Below are 20,675 nucleotides of genomic sequence, written 5' to 3' on the forward strand. Positions count from 1 at the left end.
TGGTAAGAATCCACAACAAGTTGTTCTTCATGGATGTATCTGAGGGTCTGTAGCTCAGTTGGTTAGAGCACACGCTTGATAAGCGTGGGGTCACAAGTTCAAGTCTTGTCAGACCCACCACTACTGACGAAGCAATTATGCAGAAGAAGATACATCGAATCACAGATGATAAGCTGGGGACTTAGCTTAGTTGGTAGAGCGCCTGCTTTGCACGCAGGAGGTCAGGAGTTCGACTCTCCTAGTCTCCACCATAGATTACAGAATTTAGTAAGTATAAGCTTATTAAGTTCTGTGATTTAAATATCACAGTATTTAGTGCGGTCTGACGAAGACGCATTAATTCATTAACAGATTGGCAAAAATTGAGTCTGAAATAAATTGTTCAACTCATTTAATTCAAGATTGACAGTAATACTTCGGTGTTACGGTTTAATTACGAATTGAAATGAGAACTAGCAAATTAACTGAATCAAGCGTTTTGGTATATGAATTTAGATTGAAGCTGTACAGTGCTTAAGTGCACAAAGCAACAAACTGTGGGCGCAAGCCTGTTGTTACACTCACTTGTAAGTGTTAACGACTGTTTGGGGTTGTATAGTCAAGTAATTAAGTGCATGTGGTGGATGCCTTGGCAGTCAGAGGCGAAGAAAGACGTGATAGCCTGCGAAAAGCTCCGGGGAGGCGGCAAATATCCTTTGATCCGGAGATTTCTGAATGGGGAAACCCACCTACCTTAAGGTAGGTATCGTATGATGAATACATAGTCATACGAAGCGAACGCGGGGAAGTGAAACATCTCAGTACCCGTAGGAAAAGAAATCAATTGAGATTCCCTCAGTAGCGGCGAGCGAAAGGGGAAAAGCCCATTAAGTTATGTGTGTTTTAGTGGAATGCTCTGGGAAGTGCAACCATAGTGGGTGATAGTCCTGTACACGAAAGGGCACACATAATGATGACGAGTAGGGCGAGGCACGTGAAACCTTGTCTGAATATGGGGGGACCATCCTCCAAGGCTAAATACTCCTGACTGACCGATAGTGAACCAGTACCGTGAGGGAAAGGCGAAAAGAACCCCTGTGAGGGGAGTGAAATAGATCCTGAAACCGCATGCATACAAGCAGTGGGAGCCAACTTGTTTGGTGACTGCGTACCTTTTGTATAATGGGTCAGCGACTTATATTCAGTAGCGAGGTTAACCGAATAGGGGAGCCGTAGAGAAATCGAGTCTTAATAGGGCGTATAGTTGCTGGGTATAGACCCGAAACCGGGTGATCTATCCATGAGCAGGTTGAAGGTTGGGTAACACTAACTGGAGGACCGAACCCACTGTCGTTGAAAAGCCAGGGGATGACTTGTGGATAGGGGTGAAAGGCTAATCAAACTCGGTGATAGCTGGTTCTCCCCGAAAGCTATTTAGGTAGCGCCTCGGACGAATACCATTGGGGGTAGAGCACTGTTTCGGCTAGGGGGTCATCCCGACTTACCAAACCGATGCAAACTCCGAATACCAATGAGTACTATCCGGGAGACAGACTGCGGGTGCTAACGTCCGTAGTCAAGAGGAAAACAATCCAGACCGCCAGCTAAGGCCCCAAAATCATAGTTAAGTGGGAAACGATGTGGGAAGGCATAGACAGCTAGGAGGTTGGCTTAGAAGCAGCCACCCTTTAAAGAAAGCGTAATAGCTCACTAGTCGAGTCGGCCTGCGCGGAAGATGTAACGGGGCTAAAACTATGTGCCGAAGCTGCGGATGCATAATTTATTATGCGTGGTAGGGGAGCGTTCTGTAAGCCGAAGAAGGTGGATTGAGAAGTCTGCTGGAGGTATCAGAAGTGCGAATGCTGACGTGAGTAACGACAAAACGGGTGAAAAACCCGTTCGCTGAAAGACCAAGGGTTCCAGTCCAACGTTAATCGGGGCTGGGTGAGTCGACCCCTAAGGCGAGGCCGAGAGGCGTAGTCGATGGGAAATTGGTTAATATTCCAATACTTCAGTGTAATGCGATGAGAGGACGGAGAAGGTTAAGTCAGCCTGGCGTTGGTTGTCCAGGTGAAAGGAAGTAGGCATGCATCTTAGGCAAATCCGGGGTGCTCTATGCTGAGATCTGATAGCAAGCTGTACTTGTACAGTGAAGTGGCTGATACCCTGCTTCCAGGAAAAGTCTCTAAGCTTCAGTTACACTGGAATCGTACCCGAAACCGACACAGGTGGTCAGGTCGAGTAGACCAAAGCGCTTGAGAGAACTCTGCTGAAGGAACTAGGCAAAATGGTACCGTAACTTCGGGAGAAGGTACGCTGTTGATGGTGATAGGACTCGCTCCTTGAGCTGTCGACAGCCTCAGAAACCAGGCCGCTGCAACTGTTTATTAAAAACATAGCACTCTGCAAACACGAAAGTGGACGTATAGGGTGTGATGCCTGCCCGGTGCTGGAAGGTTAATTGATGGGGTTAGCGTAAGCGAAGCTCTTGATCGAAGCCCCAGTAAACGGCGGCCGTAACTATAACGGTCCTAAGGTAGCGAAATTCCTTGTCGGGTAAGTTCCGACCTGCACGAATGGCATAATGATGGCGGCGCTGTCTCCAGCAGAGGCTCAGTGAAATCGAATTCGCCGTGAAGATGCGGTGTACCCGCGGCTAGACGGAAAGACCCCGTGAACCTTTACTGCAGCTTGACATTGAACTTTGACCTTACTTGTGTAGGATAGGTGGGAGGCTTTGAAACTTGGACGCTAGTCCGAGTGGAGCCGTCCTTGAAATACCACCCTGGTAATGTTGAGGTTCTAACTCTGTCCCGTTATCCGGGACGAGGACCATGTCTGGTGGGTAGTTTGACTGGGGCGGTCTCCTCCTAAAGAGTAACGGAGGAGTACGAAGGTGCGCTCAGCGTGGTCGGAAATCACGCGTAGAGTATAAAGGCAAAAGCGCGCTTAACTGCGAGACCCACAAGTCGAGCAGGTACGAAAGTAGGTCTTAGTGATCCGGTGGTTCTGTATGGAAGGGCCATCGCTCAACGGATAAAAGGTACTCTGGGGATAACAGGCTGATACCGCCCAAGAGTTCATATCGACGGCGGTGTTTGGCACCTCGATGTCGGCTCATCTCATCCTGGGGCTGAAGCAGGTCCCAAGGGTATGGCTGTTCGCCATTTAAAGAGGTACGCGAGCTGGGTTTAGAACGTCGTGAGACAGTTCGGTCCCTATCTACCGTGGGCGCTGGAAATTTGAGAGGATCTGCTCCTAGTACGAGAGGACCAGAGTGGACGAACCTCTGGTGTACCGGTTGTGACGCCAGTCGCATCGCCGGGTAGCTATGTTCGGAAGGGATAACCGCTGAAAGCATCTAAGCGGGAAGCCTACCTCAAGATAAGATTTCCCCGAGGCTTTATGCCTCCTAAAGAGCCGTTGAAGACTACGACGTTGATAGGTTGGATGTGGAAGCATAGCGATATGTGAAGCTGACCAATACTAATTGCTCGTGAGGCTTGACTATACAACACCCAAACAGTTGGCGTTGAATGCTCAATCGATTCAAATCCAATCAGTCAATTCAGACTGATCTTGATTTAGTTAACGCTAAACAATAAAATTCAGACCCAATACAGCCCAATCTGTTACAGATTCGGAAAACGCAGTGCATCACAGTCGTGAGTAAGACCAATGCAAGTCTCCGTAAACAGTTGTGCTGGCGACCATAGCAAGAGTGAACCACCTGATCCCTTCCCGAACTCAGAAGTGAAACCTCTTCGCGCTGATGGTAGTGTGGGGTTACCCATGTGAGAGTAAGTCATCGCCAGCTCATTATTCAAACACCCTCAACTAGCGTTGGGGGTGTTTTTTTATGGGAGAAAGAAAATATTAAGAGGAATAATCACATTTTATTATGTTAAAAATAATAATAAATCCATAATTAATAAAAGGTTTTAGACTAATGTTGAATTTTTATTTTTTGTGTTTTGTGTGAAAGTTACACAATCTACTTGAATGGCAAAAGTGGACATGGATGACTGATAAAAATGAAAGTCTTCACTGTAAAAATTGCTATTCAAGCTTACTGAAACACAAACTCACAGGAGGTGAGGAATGGCACATCAAGCAATTAACGTGAATGATGTCATCGATCACGCAAAATTCAAACCATTTCATTTCAATGTCGTGGCATGGTGTCTACTGATCATTTTATTTGATGGCTATGACTTGGCAATTAATGGGGTTGTTTTACCCTTATTGATGGATGAGTGGGGCTTGAGTGCTGTTCAAGCGGGGATGCTCGCGAGTACTGCATTGGCAGGTATGATGTTTGGTGCGATGATTTTTGGTTCTTTGGCCGATAAAATTGGTCGTAAGAAAGTCATCATGATTTGTATCGTTCTGTTTAGTGGTTTAACCTTTGCAGGTGGCTTCGCTTCTAATCCAACTGAGTTTGCAATTTTACGTTTCTTGGCGGGTTTAGGCATTGGGGGAGTAATGCCAAACCTTGTGGCCTTAACTTCTGAATATGCGCCTAAAACCATGCGTAGCACCTTAGTTACCACTATGTTTAGTGGTTATGCCGTAGGTGGTGTAATGGCAGCCTTACTTGGATCATGGTTTACCCCAAGTTTTGGCTGGGAAATCATGTTCTTTATTGCTGTTAGCGGCAGTGTAAAAATGACCCCCTAATGGCATTTAAAAACTGACCCCCTTGGTTAATATAGCGGTCATTTTGGACTGCTCAACATGTTAACTTTGGAGCAAGCAGTGACAATCCAAATACTTCATCAACAAGGTAAATCTATTAAAGCCATTAGTCGTGAACTGGGGGTGTCCAGAAATACCGTACGTAAATATTTACGGCAAAACACCACACCTCAGTATCAGCGTATACAGCCTAGAATAAGTATCCTTGACCCATACAAACCCTATTTACTCCAACGTGTAAACGCAGCTCATCCTGAATGGATTCCTGCTGTTGTGCTCTACCAGGAAATTTTAAGGTTGGGATATCCAGGAAAGATCAGGATATTGAGGGAATATCTTGCAACATTAAAACCAGTTGCTAAACCAGAACCGATCATTCGTTTTGAAACCCAACCTGGCCAACAAATGCAGGTGGATTTCACGACAATTCGACGCAACAACACGACTTTAAAAGCTTTTGTCGCAACATTAGGGTATTCCAGAGCGACTTTCGTGAAATTTTATGATCATGAACGTACGGATGCATGGATCGATGGTCTAGAAAATGCATTTCAGTTTTTTGCAGGAGTACCTCAAGAAATCCTGTTTGATAACGCTAAAACGATCATGATTGAACGGGATGCCTATCAGGAGGGGCAGCATAAATGGAACCCCAAACTGCTCGACTGCGCCAAGAAATACAGCTTTCGTCCTCGCGTATGTAAGCCCTACCGTGCACAGACCAAAGGCAAAGTTGAACGCTTTAATGGATACCTCAAATCAAGCTTTATTGTGCCATTGAAAGCAAGCCTGAAGACTTCGGGTTTACTGTTAGATGTTGATGTCGCCAATGCCCACATTGGCCGGTGGCTGCATGAAACCGCCAATCAGCGGATTCATGCCACCACGCAAGAAAAACCGGCTGTTCGACTGCAACAGGAGCAGCAAAAATTTACGCCATTACCGCAATCAGATACAGGTTCCAGCACTGTACCTGTTGCAGCAGCACAGCATGTCATGCCCTACGAGAGTTTGCAGCATCCCTTATCTGTATATGACCAGTTGCTGGGAGTTTCCTGATGAATCTGCAATACGACCGTATAGAGCAGCTTTGCCAAAAGCTCAATCTGCCTGCCATCGCATCACAATGGTCACATCATGCACAACAAACATTAGGTCAGGATGGAAGTTATGCCGACTTTGTTGAAGCGATCTTGACGCATGAATATGCTGCCAGGCAACAGCGCAGCCAGCAGGTACTGATGAAACTCTCAGGCCTGCCTCAAGTCAAAACCCTGGAAGACTATGATTTTAATTATGCCCTAGGGGCCCCTAAATCACAGGTGATTGAACTGTTCAATCTGAGCTTTATTGCTAGAACAGAAAATGTGGTGTTTCTCGGGGCTAGCGGAGTAGGAAAAACGCATTTATCTATGGCATTAGGCTATAAGGCCATCATGAACAATGTCAAAACCAAGTTTATTACCGCCGCCGATCTCATGCTGCAACTCAGTACAGCCTATCAGCAAGGTAAACTGAAAACCTATATGCAACGTGCGGTACTGGGACCAAAGTTACTGATTATCGATGAAATTGGTTATTTACCGTTTGGACGTGAAGAAGCGAATCTGTTCTTTAACGTGATTGCCAAGCGTTATGAAAAAGGCAGTACGATATTGACGAGTAACTTACCCTTTAGCCAATGGTCTAAGTCGTTTGCGGATGATGTTACGTTGACCGCTGCGATGTTAGATCGGTTGCTGCATCACTGTCATGTGGTACAAATATCGGGTGAGAGTTATCGTTTGAAGGATAAAAAAAGAATTGGGATTCAGCCCCAGGTTGAAATTTAATACGAGATCAAAGGGGTCAATTTTACTTTGCCATTTGTAAGGTGAAAGGGGTCAATTTTAGAATGCCGTTGACATTGCAGGGATTCCATTATTTTTATTACCTGTGATTTGGAAATTCTTGCCAGAATCTTTAACTTTTATTGTCAAAGAAAATAAGCAAGATCAAGCTCGTCCAATCGTGGCGCGTTTAGCACCAGATTTAAAAATTACCCAAGACACCACTTTTGAATTGTATCAGGTCGGTGTGCCTGAAGCTGCTAATGTGGTGAGCTTATTCAAACGTGGTCGTGCAGTGAATACTTTATTGTTTTGGTTAGCGTTCTTTACTTGTCTATTAACCATGTATGCACTCAGCAGCTGGTTACCAAAACTGATGATGGCGGCAGGCTATTCGATGGATAACAGCTTAATGTTCATGATGGTGATGAACGTGGGTGCAGTCGTTGGTATCGTGGGCGGTGGTATTTTGGCAGACCGTTTCCACTTAAAACCTGTATTGATGTTCTTGGGAATCATGGGCGCATTGGTGATGAGCCTCATGGGCTTCCAATCTAATCAATTCTTGCTTTACATCTTAGTATTCTTGGCAGGTGCAGCATCTATTGGTTCACAAATGCTGTTGTATAGCTATGTGGCACAATATTATCCACTGGCGGTACGCTCAACAGGTATTGGTTGGTCATCTGCAATTGGTCGTATGGGTGCCATTGTAGGTCCAATCTTAATTGGCGGCTTATTGGGTATGAATTTACCTGCACACTTCAACTTTATGGCAGTAGGTTTGCCAGTGCTGATCACTGCAATTGCGGTTGCTTTGATTATGAGTGAAGATGAAGCGGAGCAAATTAAGGCGGGCAAAGCGGTTGCAGCCAAAGCTTAAACTTGTAATGTGTTAAGTTCAAAAGTCCTCAACATTGTTTGGGGACTTTTTGATTATGGGGTGTATAAATAGAAAGCGATGATAGATAAAGTTATATATTCAAGATACAGATAAAAAGAAACCCCGTCATCCTGACGGGGTTTATTTGTATTTCGTGTTTAGGTATAACTCCTGTCGTACCTCACGATCCTGGTGCTCAAACTTATTATTGTTGTTTTCTGTTTGGGAAACATCCTGTCTCCTTATGCTTTAAAGAATACCGTAAGCTCAAAATACTGCCTAGCCTCATTTTGCTTCAGTGCATGTAAGCAAAAACTGACAAAGTGATGAATGATACTGACGCTGATTTTGAGCAAACGATAAAATACCGAGCTTATTTTTGTGCATAAACAGGCGTATACTGATCGCGTGATTGGAGTAAATATGTCTGATTTAGCTGTAGCATCTCATGTTCAGTATGGTACCAAGCCATTTAAAGCCATTCTTTTTTCGTTGTTTCTAGCGGGTTTCGCTTCTTTTTCGACTTTGTACTGTGTGCAACCGATGATGCCAATTTTGGCCGATTTTTTTACGGTTACACCAACTCAAAGTAGTTTCCCATTGTCATTTTCTACTGTAGCTTTGGCAATCGGTTTGCTTTTCACAGGTTTTATTTCAGATCGTTTTGGGCGTAAACCCATTATGGTTTTGGCTTTATTTTTAGCTGCCATTTTAGTAATTCTGAGTGCTTTACTTCCAATCTGGTCATTCTTTTTAACCACACGAATTTTTATTGGCATTGCTGTGAGCGGTGTTGCTGCAGTAGCTATGACTTATATTGGTGAAGAAATTCGACAGCAAGACATTGGTTTTGCCATGGGGTTGTATATTTCGGGTACGGCCATTGGCGGCATGGGTGGACGTCTAATTGCTGGGGTCTTGGTCGATTTTATTTCTTGGCAAGCGGCAACCTTAATTATTGGTGGTTTGAATTTACTGATTGCAATCACCTTTTATATGTTACTGCCCTCATCGAAAAACTTTACAGCGTATCCGATTCGCTTCTCGCGGTTTAGAGACGCTTTTGTTGCTAATTTAGCAGACCGTAAATTAAGAATCCTTTTTTTACAGGGCTTTTTGCTGATGGGTTGTTTCGTTAGTATTTTCAATTACATCAGCTATTATTTACTAGCTAAACCATTTGAGCTTTCCCAAGTTTGGATTGGGGTGATTTCAATTGCCTATTTGGCGGGTATTTATAGTTCACCACGCGCAGCAAGCTGGGGCAATCGTATTGGGCGTGAACGAGTGTTGCCTATGGTGATTGTCCTGATGTTGATTGCATTGTGGTTGATGTCGATTGCACATTTAGCTGTTGTATTGGCTGCCTTAGTGTTATTTACCTTTGCCTTTTTTGCTGCACATTCTACTGCCAGTAGTTGGGTGTCGATTCAAGCCCTGCAGTATCGTGCAGTGGGATCATCATTATATTTATTTAGCTACTACATGGGTTCGAGTTTGCTCGGCAGTGGCAGCGGATTGATTTGGGAACAATGGGGCTGGTCAGGTCTAACATGGGTGATGACTGCAGTCTTGGGTGTGGCGCTTTATGGTGCGTGGCGCTTAAAGCTCAAACCAACAGCGCTGCGATAAGCGTTCAGGATTATTGCTTTTGGCATATCCGTTTACGCTTTTCTTATTTAGATACAAACTTAGGATATAAAAATAGTTTGCTGATTTTGTGTGTTTTTTAATCAAGCAAGATGAATGGAATTCATGCTAAAATAGTCGGCTTTCATCTTTGATCGACTTCTGATCTTCCACTTCCCAGCCGAGAATTTCAAGCTATGTCTACTGCTTATACTGCTCAGACCGCACCCAAAGCGTTGTTTGATTACGACAAATATTGGGCGTCATGTTTTGAGCCTGCGCCATTTTTGCCGATGTCACGCGAAGAAATGGATCAGCTCGGTTGGGATGCCTGTGATTTTATTTTGGTTTGTGGTGATGCTTATATTGATCATCCCTCTTTTGTATCGGGCGTGATTGGTCGTGTGCTTGAGGCGCAGGGCTTTCGTGTCGGGATCATCGCCCAGCCTGACTGGACCAATGTGGAGTCTTTTCGGGTTTTAGGGAAGCCGACCATTGCTTGGGGTGTTACCGCAGGCAATATGGACTCGATGATCAACCGCTATACCGCAGACCGTAAAATCCGTTCTGATGATGCTTATTCGCCAGACAATCAGCCGAATAAACGTCCTGACCGTGCGGCTACGGTGTACTGTCAGCGTTGTCGTGAAGCCTTTCCAGATGTGCCTGTTTTACTTGGCGGGATTGAAGGCTCGCTACGTCGTATTGCGCATTATGACTATTGGTCGGACAAAGTTCGTCGCTCAATTTTAATGGATTCTAAAGCCGACTTATTGATGTACGGCAATGGTGAGCGTTCGATTATTGAAGTGATGCACCGTTTGGCCAAAGGCGAAAAAATCCACCAAATTACCGATGTACGTGGTACAGCATTTATTATCAATAAACATAACCGCGCGTCTAAAGCTCAATTTGTTGAAATTGCATCCAATGATGTAGACAGCGTAGGCCGTGTCGATCCAATCATCAACCCTTATGTGATGACCGAAGATTTAGACGGTTGTGAGATTGAAAAAGATAAGGGCAACAACCTCGCGCAATATCAAAATTTCCAGAAAGATGTAGTCAGCAATCCAATTGTTCGTGAAGGTGATCAGCTAGATGCAGATACCCAGATTGTGCAATTGCAGCCTGCTTCAAAAGCAATTAAACACAAATTACCCCCACGTGAATTGGCAGTGATTCGTTTGCCTTCTTTTGAGGAAGTGGCGAATGATCCTGTGCTGTATGCGCATGCTAACCGTATTTTGCATTTAGAAACTAACCCGGGCAATGCGCGTGCTTTGGTGCAAAAGCATGGTGAACGTGATGTGTGGTTGAATGCACCGCCTATTCCGTTGACTACGGAAGAAATGGACTATGTATTCGATTTACCGTATGCACGTTTGCCGCATCCATCTTATGGCAATGCACGTTTCCCTGCTTTTGATATGATCAAGTTTTCGGTCAATATCATGCGTGGTTGTTTTGGTGGCTGTACTTTCTGTTCGATTACCGAACACGAAGGACGCATTATCCAAAACCGTTCTGAAGAATCCATTTTGCGTGAAGTGGAAAAAATTCGGGATACTGCGCCTGGCTTTACTGGCATTATTTCAGACTTGGGTGGCCCGACTGCAAATATGTACCGTTTGCATTGTAAAGACCCTGAAATTGAAAAGAATTGTCGTAAACCCTCTTGTGTATTCCCGGGCGTATGTCAAAACTTACATACCGATCATGCACCTTTAACCCAGTTATATCGTAAAGCGCGTGAACTGAAAGGTATTAAAAAAATTCTGATTGGTTCAGGTTTACGTTATGACTTGGCAGTGTTGAACCCTGAATATGTACGTGAATTGGTGACGCATCATGTGGGCGGTTATTTAAAAATTGCACCTGAGCATACCGAAAAAGGCCCATTATCTAAGATGATGAAACCAGGTATTGGTACGTATGACCGTTTTAAACAAATGTTTGATCGTTTCAGTAAAGAGGCGGGCAAAGAGCAATATCTGATTCCGTACTTTATTGCTGCGCACCCAGGAACGACCGATTACGACATGATGAATTTGGCGTTGTGGCTGAAAAAGAATGGTTTCCGTGCCGATCAGGTACAGACTTTCTATCCATCGCCAATGGCGACCGCTTCGACCATGTATTACACAGGTAAAAACCCACTGGCCAAAGTGGCGCGTTATACCGAAAATGTGGATATTGTCAAAGGCGAAAAACGTCGTCGTTTGCATAAAGCTTTCTTACGTTACCATGATCCAAACAACTGGCCGTTGTTGCGTGAAGCCTTAAAAGAAATGGGACGTGCAGATTTAATCGGGAACTCTAAACAGCACCTGATTCCAACCTATCAGCCGCAAGGCACAGATGGACAGTATCAAACGGCACGTAAGAAAAACTCGACTGTCGCGGGTGATTCACAAAAACGTACGGGGCAAAGTGGTAATCGTGCTCAGAACAGTAATCGTCCGAAGAAAGGGCAGATATTGACTCAGCACACAGGTTTGCCGCCACGTGAAACAGGTGAAAAACGTCCATTTTCACACAAAAAATCTAAGCCAAAATCGAAAGCTTAGTACTTGAAGTTAAGATCCATCAAAAGGCGCTGCAGCGCCTTTTTTGTTTGCTTTTCATTTCATCGGAATTGTCCGACAATCGAATCTGTTAAGCATTGCTTTGTTATTTTTTTGCATGCTATACAGTATTCGTATCTAATGATAAAAACACGCTTAGATGCTACAGCACTTAGACAAAAGGCTGGCTTGTGAAACAAAATTTCTGTTTCTATGATGGTTTTGTCAATGTTTCATGTAGTTTCTTAAATGGAACGTTTAAATATAAAAGCGTGTTATATACTGATTTGATGAAAAAATCGGCATGAAGCCGAAACAACTATAAAAATGATTTTAAGGATTGAATAATGACCATTTATATTTTGATTGGGGTTTTGATACTGATTTTCTTTCTCTTGATGGCGGTTAAGGGCTTGGAAAATAGAGAAAAACCTCAGGACAGTGCACTAAAGCAACGTGCAATTTTTAGCTTAAATGAACAGCTGACGTATACACGTTTGCAGGAAATTTTACCTCAACATATCATCTTGGCGCATGTGTCTTTTGATGCCTTGCTGACCACGAAATTTTCACGTACTCGACATAAATACCGCAATATGATGGCCGATTTTGTGGTGTTGGATGCTAATCATCAGGTCGTTGCAATTGTAGCCTTAGATGATTTGTTGATGCTGAAACGTAGCCGCAATGCGCAATACCAAGATGAATTGCTGCGTTTGGCGGGTTATAAAGTGCTGCGTTATGAAGATGTGCCTGAATATCACGAATTGCGTGAAGCTTTTGGGCAGTCACCGTCATCGTATGCAGACTTAGAAGATTTGGATACAGCCTTAAAAAAGTATGATTTTTTAGCGCATTCTGTACGCCATAAAGTGAAGGTATTGGGCTAAACGCTTGCCGCTAAAGTCACTAGATAGACAATATGAATCAGCATGTCGCCATGACATGCTGATTTTTTTAATTGGCTGTGACTCTTGATTTAATCGTGTCTATTTTACGTTGGGTTGCTATTCAGGTTTGACTGCAACCACAGTCATCTCAACCAAAACGTCAGGATGGTATAACTTGGCTTCTACGCAGGTACGCGGTAAAGCTTGTATATCTGCCACCCAAGCATCCCAAACTTGATTCATTGCGGCATAATCGCGCTCAATGTTTTTTAGAAAAATCATCACCGACATGATGTGACTTTTATCTGTACCCGCATCTGCCAGTAAACGATCAATCAGGGCAAGTGTTTGTTGGGTTTGCCCCACAATATCTTGTTGTGTGTCTTCTGCCAGTTGCCCTGCCAAATGGACTAAATTTCCAGAAATTGCAATTTCAGAATAACGTTTTTGAATATGTAGACGTTGAACAGCCATTGGGTGTAATCCTCGCGCCAAGCGATTAGGTATAAAAAGCGTGAGGTATTATAGAGGCAGGCAAGCACGTGGAAAATATGCAGGCAGTAGTCTGCTTAAAATAAAAAGTAGTTGAATGGAAAATATGAGGAAAAGAGAGATGCGGTATTAAAGCGGCGAAGTGCCAAGCGCAGAGTTGTCCTGTAATCTTCGGATTTGATCGTCACGCCAATCACAGGACAAGTATGCCAAAAGTAATGGTGATTTTTGACATCTCAGCGTATGTACGGATAAATACATCGCGCGCATAGATTACTCTAAAAAGCACAACTGTGAAGGGTAAATTGTCTTATTTTTATTCTTTTGGCTGAAATTTATACAAAAGTTGGCTTTAGTATTCATCGGCAAGTATTGGCTAGGTATGTTTTATGTAGAGCGGGAAGTTTACCGCTTTAAAATCCGTGATATTTATGAGTTGTGATATTTACAGCAAAGATAGTTGTGCTTGCTCATCGGCAGGGCTGAGTTGATACAGACCGACCCCAATTAAACGGAATTGATCCTGTGCGGGAATATGCATTTCGTGAAGCAAAAGCTGCAGGACTTTTTCAAGATCATTTTTAGTTTCAAGAGGCTGTTTAAAACTTTTGCTATGTTGTAAGACCTGAAAATTTTTGAGTTTCAATTTGGCCGATACGCCACGTGCAACATATTGTTTTTTCACTAAACTGTGCCAAACCTGATCAATCAAGCTAGACCAGTAAGCTGCACATTCGGCTAAGTTTAAGTCATCATCAAAGGTGATTTCTTTGGAAATTTGCTGGCGCTCACGTTCTGCCTGCACAGGACGTTCATCAATCCCTTGGGCAAATAAAAACAGGCGTTTGCCATATTTACCAAAATGATGAATCAACAGGTTTTCTTCAATGTGTTGCAAATCGCTCAAGGTATTTAAATTCAAGCTTTTTAATTTTTCCTGCGTGACTTTACCTACGCCTGGAATTTTCTTTAAGGGTAAGTCCTGAATAAACTGCTGCACTTGACTGGGTTTAATTACGCAAATGCCGTTGGGTTTATGCCAGTCCGAAGCAATTTTGGCTAAAAACTTATTCGGTGCGACACCTGCCGAAGCTGTTAAACCTGTACTTTGAAAAATCTCTGCCCGAATTCGCATAGCGACTTCTGTTGCGCTTGGAATACCTTGTAAATTTTCGGTGACATCTAAATAGGCTTCATCTAAAGACAAGGGCTCAATAAGTGGTGTATAACGCTGAAAAATCTGATGAATTTGTGAAGAAACTTCACGATAGAGCGCAAAATTAGGTTCGAGTACCACCACCTGCGGGCAGCGTTTGCGGGCCTGTGCCATCGACATGGCAGAACGTAAACCAAACTCACGCGCAGGATAAGATGCCGCGGCAATCACAGCCCGAGGATGATGCGAAGCAATCACCACAGGTAAATGCTGCAATTCAGGACGACTGCGCAGCTCAACAGAGGCATAAAAGGCATCCATATCAATATGAATGATTTTCCGCATGGCACAAACTAGATGAAGCGTTTAGATTTCAACAGTATCGCACGTTTAGGAAGTCGGTTGTAGCATCGGAGCAAACGGTTAAGGCGTGTTGGTATTCAGTAAAATCGCTTGTGTTGATTGTTGTTCTGCACAGTCGATCAAATGCAGTAAACTCCGTAGACTATGGTCGGCAATGCGAGGCAAAAACTCTAAAGGGCGCGCTAAAGGCTGGAAAAAATTATCCCAATGAATTGGAATCACGACACGAGGGCGCAACGTTCCCACAGTTTCATCTAAATAATGCTGTTGAAAAGCAACCGATTGTTTAGAGAGCTGTGCAATCCCTAAAAATAAAGTATCTACCTGCAAGTGTTGTAATTGTTTAGAAATCGCGCCTGTACTGGCTTTGACTAAAATGTTCTGTTCAGGATGCTGAATGTAATAATCAAAACTGCCGCCTTCTTTAAATTCATAAAAACGGGCAGGTAAGGACAATGGTTGTTGAATTTGTTCACCTAAATCATTATTCACAGCGGTGGCAGGGGTATGCTGTGATGGAATAGCCGTAATCTTAAACTTTCCAATCTGTATTGGTTGGGCAGGATTGACAAGGCTTAATCGAGATTCAGGAATTGCGGCACCACGGGCAATGTTCAAACTACTTTCTGAACCGATGATTTGACTGTGTTTGAGTTGCTGCGCCAAAAATGGCAAATCTAGCGTGTGATCATAATGCGAATGGGTGATCAAAATCGCACGTGTGCGTTGTAATTGATGCTGTTGAATCAACTTGTGCAATAAGGCTGGTTGGCTGTCTAACTTGTTCCACATGACTTGTGCAAGAGAGGGGCGACTAAAAAATCCATCAATCAGAATTTGGTTTTCACCATCATCAAACAATAGGGTAGATACGCCAAAATAATGTACTTTTAAGTTGGCATTTGCGGTTTTTGTTGAATATTGCCATGCGGAAAATTGTTCTAGTTTGCCTGCGGGTTGTAATAGGTAAAGCAGTGCGAATCCTGCACAAATGCTGAGCGTAAGCGCAGCCCAAAGCAGTCCTTTAATAATTTTCATGACGGTACTTTTTTATTGTGATGCGGCTATCTTGTTATTTTTTCTGGCTCAGTTCAAGTCTTGCGGGTTGAATCGCGTTGTCTGTTAAAAAACGCTGCCATTGTTTGCTATTGCCATAAAAAACATTCAGGTCAACAGGGGTGTGAATACCTTTTATTTGACCCTGATTGGTATGTTGCCAAAATAACCATTTTGGCTGACCTGCCAGTTGTGGTTTACCCTGATATTCTCTGACCCAAAGTGGTGTTTGCTTAAAGCTTTCAGTTAATACCATATTGTAAAAGGCTTTAGATACATAAAAAATCGGTTGTTTTTCATAATGTTGATATAGCGCATCATGCATGATTTGAATTTCGCGCAGTAACTGTTCTTTGGTGTAAGTGTTGATGCAGTTGCTGTCATATTCTAAGTCAATTACAGGTGGCAAACTGTCGGATTTTTTTGGAACAGTCGCAATAAAGTTTTCTGCCTGAATTGCTCCATCACGGCATAAGCGATAAAAATGATAGGCGCCGACCAAAAAGCCATGTTCACGGGCTTTGAACCAGTTATCCTGAAATTTATGATCTTTAAAATCGCCTCCTTCGGTGGCTTTTAAATAGACAAAGGCATATTTTTGTGGGGAAATTTTTTGCCACTGAACATCGCCTTGATGATGTGATACATCAAAACCTTGAATCGGATATTCTTCGGCTGCCGCAGGTTGTTGGCGCAACACACCCAAATACAATAAAACCGCCAAAACAGCACTGCCAAGCACCGCAATGGTCATACGATAGTGCGGTGTAAAAGCTGAGTGTTTAGCTCGATTGGACGGTTTGCGCATGTTGGAAAAGCTTCGCGGGGCAATGTCATATCATAACGCGCAGTGCGGTGTAGCACCATGCGCTTTCGGTAATGGCATCTTAAACAGCCGTGTGTTTAGGAATATTCCAAAACACTAAAAATGCCAAAATATTTAATACACCCAAACAAATTAAAGTGGCATGAAAGGCACTCACTAACTGTTCTGCACCGTAATAGGCACTAAACATATTCACCAAAGTACCTGCTAGTGCCACGCCAATACTCATCGACAGCATCATAATCATGGATAAAAAACTATTGCCGCTGCTGGCATCTTGTTGAGGTAAATCTTTGAGCGTAAAGGTATTCATAGCTACAAATTGCAATGAATTCAGAACCCCAAATATAAAGAAATGTAAGGCACGTAACCAAGTCGCAGTTTCGGCAGTGGTGAGCGCAAAACTGGCAATACAAGCACCGACCAATAAAGTATTGGTTAGCAAAAACTGCCGATAGCCAAAACGTTGAATTAAAGGTCGAATGATCGGTTTAGATACCAAAGAACCAAGCACAGTCGGAATCATCATCAAGCCCGTGATAAACGGTTCAAAACCAAAAGCCACCTGTAGCATGATCGGCATGATAAAAGGCATGGCATTGCCCCCGAAACGGGCAAAAAAGTTACCTAAAATACCAATCGCATATAAGCGATTTTTAAATAAATCGCTGCGGAATAAGGCATTTTGATGGGTGTGGGCATGGCGAGCATAGCATGCTGCAGCAATACCACCAGCCAAGATTAAGGCTAAATTCCAAAGTAGATTATGGTGTGGATTGGCAAAATTTTCGATGCCTAAAGATAAGCCCGCCATCGCCATAACCAATAGAATAAACCCGAGTAAATCAAAGTTTTTAACCTCAGTTTCAGTCACATTCGGCATGGCTTTGATACAAATCCAACAGCCCAAGATGCCCATCGGAATATTGATCAGGAAAATCCAGTGCCATGTGGCGACTTCGACCAACCAACCGCCCAGCGTTGGGCCAATTAAGGGGCCAATCAACCCCGCCAGACTCATCAGGCTCATGGCAGATAAAAATTGGCTACGTGGAATAATTTTGAGCATCGCCAAGCGCCCGACAGGCAAGAGCAATGCACCCCCGATGCCTTGAATCACCCGATAAAACAGTAATTCATTCAGGCTCGCCGCAGCGGCACAACCCAAAGAAGCAAGGGTAAAAATAATAATCGCTGCAAAATAGGTGTTGCGTACTCCAAAACGATCTGCCAGCCATCCACTTAATGGAATACACGCTGCCACCGAGAGCACATACGCCACTACCACACTGTGCATCCGTAGCGGGTCTTCCTGCAGGCTATTCGCCATTGCAGGGATTGCTGTATTCACAATGGTGGTGTCGAGCGCCTGCATAAAAAAGCCAATTGAAACCAGAAATACCAAAAGGCGGTATTCAGGATGCAGGGCTTGATGGGTCGGTGTTTGGTTCATAACTCGGCAAAATGGACATTTGGTCTAGTTTAAACCATTTTGCAATCTAACGGATTGCATCTGTAAAAACATGAAAAGTGTTCGAAAATTCAAATAAATGCCATGAAATTGTCATTTATTTGTCACCGATTATTCACTTTGAGTTTGTAAGTTGAGTGCATTTAGAAAAATGATGAGTAATTTATGAAAACGCAAATTTCTGCATTAATGTTGGCTTTATTATCTGTGGGGATGGTGGGATGTAATGATGATAATGATCCTATTCCTGTAAAAGAAGAAGTGGTAGAAGCAACACCAACAACAATTAGTTTGCAGCGTTTAGGGGAATACGATGCACAAGTTTTTGGTGCGAGTGCTGCGGAAATTCCTGCTTATGATGCTCAAAGCAAACGTTTATTTGTAGTTAATGCGAAAAGTGGTGTGGTCGATGTCCTTGATTTAAGCAACCCAAGTAAACCTGTTAAGCTGAATAGCTTGGATGCCAAGACTCATTTAGCGAATTCTGAAGTCAATAGTGTTGCGGTACATCAAGGTATTGTCGCTTTAGCTGTTCAGGCAACACCTAAAACAGATAAAGGTATCGTGGCATTCTTTAAAGTCAAAGACCTGAGCTTTATCAGCAAAGTTGAAGTCGGCGCATTGCCTGATATGTTGACTTTTACTCCAGATGGCAAAAAAGTTTTGGTTGCTAATGAAGGTGAGCCAAATGAAGGCTATGAGATTGATCCAGAAGGTTCAATCAGTATCATTAATCTGACTGACATCACCAAGCCTACTGTAAAAACTGCAGATTTTCAGGCATGGAATACACGTAAACAGGAATTGCTAGATGCGGGCGTGCGCATTTTTGGGCCAAATGCGACTGTCGCACAAGATTTAGAGCCTGAATATATTGCGGTGAGTGACGATGCTAAAACCGCTTGGGCAAGTCTACAAGAAAACAATGCCATTGCTGTGATTGATTTAACTCAAGACCAAGTGGTCGATATTTTCCCATTGGGTTATAAAGACTTTGGCTTAGCTGAAAATGCTTTAGATGCTGGTGATCGTGATTGTGTTGTGGGTAAACAAGACTATAACGGTAAAACGATTACAGCCTGTGCTAAAGATGAGGGGATGATCAATATTCAAGCTTGGCCTGGTTTATATGGCATGTATATGCCAGATGCAATTGCGCAATATCAAGCCAATGGACAAAGCTATTTGGTCACTGCTAATGAAGGCGATGCGCGTGAATGGTTGGTTGATGAAGACTTATATTTTGGTACGGATGAAATAACTCAGGGTTATGCAGAAGAAATTCGTGTTAAACACTTATTTAATAATAAAGGCTTCCGTAGCAATGGCGATTATGCTGCGCATTTACGTCTATTAAAGTCAGGGGTTAAAGGTGCAAAACTTGATTCAAGCGTATTTAAAGCATGTACTACTACCGATGCCAATGAAGTCTGCGCAGAGAATTTGATTAAAGATTCACAATTGGGTCGTTTAACGATTACTTGGACGCAAGGTTACAAGAAAGATGCAAATGGTGAGCCTGTGCTAGACAGCAATGGTTTAATGACTTATGACAAATTATATGCTTATGGTGGTCGCTCGTTCAGTATTGTAGATCCTAAAACCAAGAAAATTGTTTGGGACTCAAAAAATGAATTTGAACGTAAAGCTGCTGAATTATTTCCAGAATATTTTAATACCAACCATGAAAAATTAAGTGCAGATGATCGTAGTGACAATAAAGGTCCTGAGCCTGAAGGCATCGCTTTAGGTAAAATTGGTCAAAAAACCTATGCCTTCATTGGGTTGGAGCGTATGGGTGGCATTATGGTGTATGACATTACCCAGCCGACACAAGCATCATTTGTTGAGTATTTTAATGATCGTAAGTTTGGTGAAACCCGTACATCGTTCGATGCAGAAGGTAATGCGGTTACAGTTGAAAATTCAAATCTCGGTCCCGAAGGTTTAATCTTTATTGCAGCCAAAGACTCGCCTAACGGCAAGCCACTTTTGGTTGTGGGTAATGAAGTCAGCGGAACTACTGCTGTGTACCAAATCAAGCTTAACTAACAGCATTGCAAAATTAGAAATCTATTAAAGAGAGCACTTCAGTGCTCTCTTTTTTATGCTGTAAAAACCAATGAACAGTGAATTAAAAAAAGCGAGTCACCGACTCGCTTTCACTTTCATTTTTATTGCTATTTCATGTACCTAAAAAAGTTTAACCCACAAAATGAGGTGGAGCATCCAAATTCTTTAAAGCATTAATAATTTTATGGGAGTGGTTACACACAATTAGTTTAGCCCGGTGTTGCGGTGGTAAAAAACCTTCGTGCACTGCATGGTCTAACTGCTGAATCAGCGCATCATAAAAGCCATTTACATTATATAAAATCATGGGTTTTTGGTGCTGATTTAATTGACCCCAAGTGGCTATCTCCAAAATCTCTTCAAACGTGCCCAAACCACCTGGTAACGCCACAAAGGCGCTAGCACGTTCTGCCATCATCGCTTTACGTTCATGCATACTTTTGACTACGTGTAATTCGGTTAAATTACTGTGGGCAATTTCATAATCGAGCATAAATTCAGGTATCACTCCCACAGCTTGCCCACCGTGTTGCACCATGGTGTCAGCAACCAAACCCATTAAACCAATACTCGCACCACCGTAAACCATGCCAAAGCCTTGTTCGGCCAGTTTTCTTGCCAGTTGTACTGCTTTTTCCTGATAAATTGGGTTATTGCCAGAGCGCGAACCACAATACAGTGCAACCAAAGGTTGGGAGGTTTGAGGAGAGGGATGATTAATATATTGAGTCATTCTTGATACGCTATTCATTTATTTTCTTCA

Annotated in this window: 12 protein-coding genes, 2 tRNA genes, 2 rRNA genes and 2 pseudogenes; 12 read left to right on the plus strand and 6 right to left on the minus strand. The window is 43.1% G+C overall.

Translation table 11 applies throughout. The annotated features are described in order from the left end of the window. Window positions 1-43: 43 nt before the first annotated feature. The 11 genes and pseudogenes from LZP46_RS00875 (at window position 44) to LZP46_RS00925 (ending at window position 12,475) form a co-directional block, all read left to right on the plus strand. Window positions 44-120, plus strand: a tRNA-Ile gene (locus LZP46_RS00875). Between the two features lie 55 nt (window positions 121-175). Beyond that, window positions 176-251, plus strand: a tRNA-Ala gene (locus LZP46_RS00880). Window positions 252-596: 345 nt separating this feature from the next. Then, a 23S ribosomal RNA gene (locus LZP46_RS00885) occupies window positions 597-3,490 on the plus strand. 191 nt (window positions 3,491-3,681) lie between these two features. After that, window positions 3,682-3,796, plus strand: a 5S ribosomal RNA gene (rrf, locus tag LZP46_RS00890). 284 nt (window positions 3,797-4,080) lie between these two features. Further along, a pseudogene (locus LZP46_RS00895) lies at window positions 4,081-4,629 on the plus strand (MFS transporter); the annotation flags it as partial. A gap of 87 nt (window positions 4,630-4,716) precedes the next feature. Then, window positions 4,717-5,736: an IS21-like element ISAba8 family transposase gene (istA, locus tag LZP46_RS00900; RefSeq protein WP_004669933.1), complete on the plus strand. Its 1,020-nt coding sequence runs from the start codon at window positions 4,717-4,719 to the stop codon at window positions 5,734-5,736. Continuing rightward, window positions 5,736-6,509, plus strand: a complete 774-nt coding sequence (istB, locus tag LZP46_RS00905) for an IS21-like element ISAba8 family helper ATPase IstB (RefSeq protein ID WP_236093995.1) — start codon at window positions 5,736-5,738, stop codon at window positions 6,507-6,509. Before istA ends, istB begins: the two co-directional genes overlap by 1 nt. Window positions 6,510-6,582: 73 nt before the next feature. Beyond that, window positions 6,583-7,389: pseudogene (locus LZP46_RS00910) on the plus strand (MFS transporter); the annotation flags it as partial. Between the two features lie 423 nt (window positions 7,390-7,812). Next, entirely contained in the window at window positions 7,813-9,021 is a 1,209-nt protein-coding gene (locus LZP46_RS00915) for an MFS transporter (RefSeq protein WP_236094364.1), read from the plus strand. Between the two features lie 194 nt (window positions 9,022-9,215). Beyond that, window positions 9,216-11,588 carry a YgiQ family radical SAM protein gene (locus tag LZP46_RS00920; protein WP_236094365.1) on the plus strand — a complete coding sequence of 791 codons (2,373 nt, stop codon included), beginning with the start codon at window positions 9,216-9,218 and terminating at the stop codon, window positions 11,586-11,588. Window positions 11,589-11,932: 344 nt separating this feature from the next. Further along, entirely contained in the window at window positions 11,933-12,475 is a 543-nt protein-coding gene (locus tag LZP46_RS00925; protein WP_167845692.1) for a DUF2726 domain-containing protein, read from the plus strand. Window positions 12,476-12,592: 117 nt separating this feature from the next. Here the strand turns inward: LZP46_RS00925 and LZP46_RS00930 are convergent, their stop codons facing one another. The 5 genes from LZP46_RS00930 to mdtD all read right to left on the minus strand — a co-directional run bounded on the left by LZP46_RS00930 (window position 12,593) and on the right by mdtD (window position 17,821). Continuing rightward, complete coding sequence (locus LZP46_RS00930) at window positions 12,593-12,949, minus strand: RidA family protein (RefSeq protein ID WP_070154775.1); 357 nt, start codon at window positions 12,947-12,949, stop codon at window positions 12,593-12,595. Between the two features lie 463 nt (window positions 12,950-13,412). Beyond that, window positions 13,413-14,468 (minus strand): DNA polymerase IV, encoded by a 1,056-nt coding sequence (dinB, locus tag LZP46_RS00935; protein WP_236094366.1) that lies wholly within the window; start codon window positions 14,466-14,468, stop codon window positions 13,413-13,415. A 78-nt stretch (window positions 14,469-14,546) separates the two neighbouring features. Next, complete coding sequence (locus LZP46_RS00940) at window positions 14,547-15,524, minus strand: MBL fold metallo-hydrolase (protein ID WP_236094367.1); 978 nt, start codon at window positions 15,522-15,524, stop codon at window positions 14,547-14,549. 34 nt (window positions 15,525-15,558) lie between these two features. Further along, on the minus strand, window positions 15,559-16,350 hold the full coding sequence (locus LZP46_RS00945) for a glycoside hydrolase family 25 protein (RefSeq protein ID WP_442863517.1): 792 nt from the start codon (window positions 16,348-16,350) through the stop codon (window positions 15,559-15,561). Window positions 16,351-16,429: 79 nt separating this feature from the next. Continuing rightward, window positions 16,430-17,821 (minus strand): multidrug transporter subunit MdtD, encoded by a 1,392-nt coding sequence (gene mdtD, locus LZP46_RS00950; RefSeq protein ID WP_236094368.1) that lies wholly within the window; start codon window positions 17,819-17,821, stop codon window positions 16,430-16,432. 183 nt (window positions 17,822-18,004) lie between these two features. Between mdtD and LZP46_RS00955 the strand changes: the two genes are divergently transcribed. Beyond that, window positions 18,005-19,891, plus strand: a complete 1,887-nt coding sequence (locus tag LZP46_RS00955; protein WP_236094369.1) for a choice-of-anchor I family protein — start codon at window positions 18,005-18,007, stop codon at window positions 19,889-19,891. 151 nt (window positions 19,892-20,042) lie between these two features. Here the strand turns inward: LZP46_RS00955 and LZP46_RS00960 are convergent, their stop codons facing one another. Continuing rightward, window positions 20,043-20,663 carry a TIGR00730 family Rossman fold protein gene (locus LZP46_RS00960; RefSeq protein ID WP_236094370.1) on the minus strand — a complete coding sequence of 207 codons (621 nt, stop codon included), beginning with the start codon at window positions 20,661-20,663 and terminating at the stop codon, window positions 20,043-20,045. Between the last annotated feature and the right edge of the window lie 12 nt (window positions 20,664-20,675).

The organism is Acinetobacter sp. SCLZS86, assembly GCF_021560715.1.
Lineage (GTDB): Bacteria > Pseudomonadota > Gammaproteobacteria > Pseudomonadales > Moraxellaceae > Acinetobacter > Acinetobacter towneri_A.

Bases quoted from the DNA above. Each gene is read 5' to 3' on its own strand.
- istA (WP_004669933.1), top strand. From the start codon at position 4,717: ATGTTAACTTTGGAGCAAGCAGTGACAATCCAAATACTTCATCAACAA.
- istB (WP_236093995.1), top strand. From the start codon at position 5,736: ATGAATCTGCAATACGACCGTATAGAGCAGCTTTGCCAAAAGCTCAAT.
- LZP46_RS00915 (WP_236094364.1), top strand. From the start codon at position 7,813: ATGTCTGATTTAGCTGTAGCATCTCATGTTCAGTATGGTACCAAGCCA.
- LZP46_RS00920 (WP_236094365.1), top strand. From the start codon at position 9,216: ATGTCTACTGCTTATACTGCTCAGACCGCACCCAAAGCGTTGTTTGAT.
- LZP46_RS00925 (WP_167845692.1), top strand. From the start codon at position 11,933: ATGACCATTTATATTTTGATTGGGGTTTTGATACTGATTTTCTTTCTC.
- LZP46_RS00930 (WP_070154775.1), bottom strand. From the start codon at position 12,949: ATGGCTGTTCAACGTCTACATATTCAAAAACGTTATTCTGAAATTGCA.
- dinB (WP_236094366.1), bottom strand. From the start codon at position 14,468: ATGCGGAAAATCATTCATATTGATATGGATGCCTTTTATGCCTCTGTT.
- LZP46_RS00940 (WP_236094367.1), bottom strand. From the start codon at position 15,524: ATGAAAATTATTAAAGGACTGCTTTGGGCTGCGCTTACGCTCAGCATT.
- LZP46_RS00945 (WP_442863517.1), bottom strand. From the start codon at position 16,350: ATGCGCAAACCGTCCAATCGAGCTAAACACTCAGCTTTTACACCGCAC.
- mdtD (WP_236094368.1), bottom strand. From the start codon at position 17,821: ATGAACCAAACACCGACCCATCAAGCCCTGCATCCTGAATACCGCCTT.
- LZP46_RS00955 (WP_236094369.1), top strand. From the start codon at position 18,005: ATGAAAACGCAAATTTCTGCATTAATGTTGGCTTTATTATCTGTGGGG.
- LZP46_RS00960 (WP_236094370.1), bottom strand. From the start codon at position 20,663: ATGAATAGCGTATCAAGAATGACTCAATATATTAATCATCCCTCTCCT.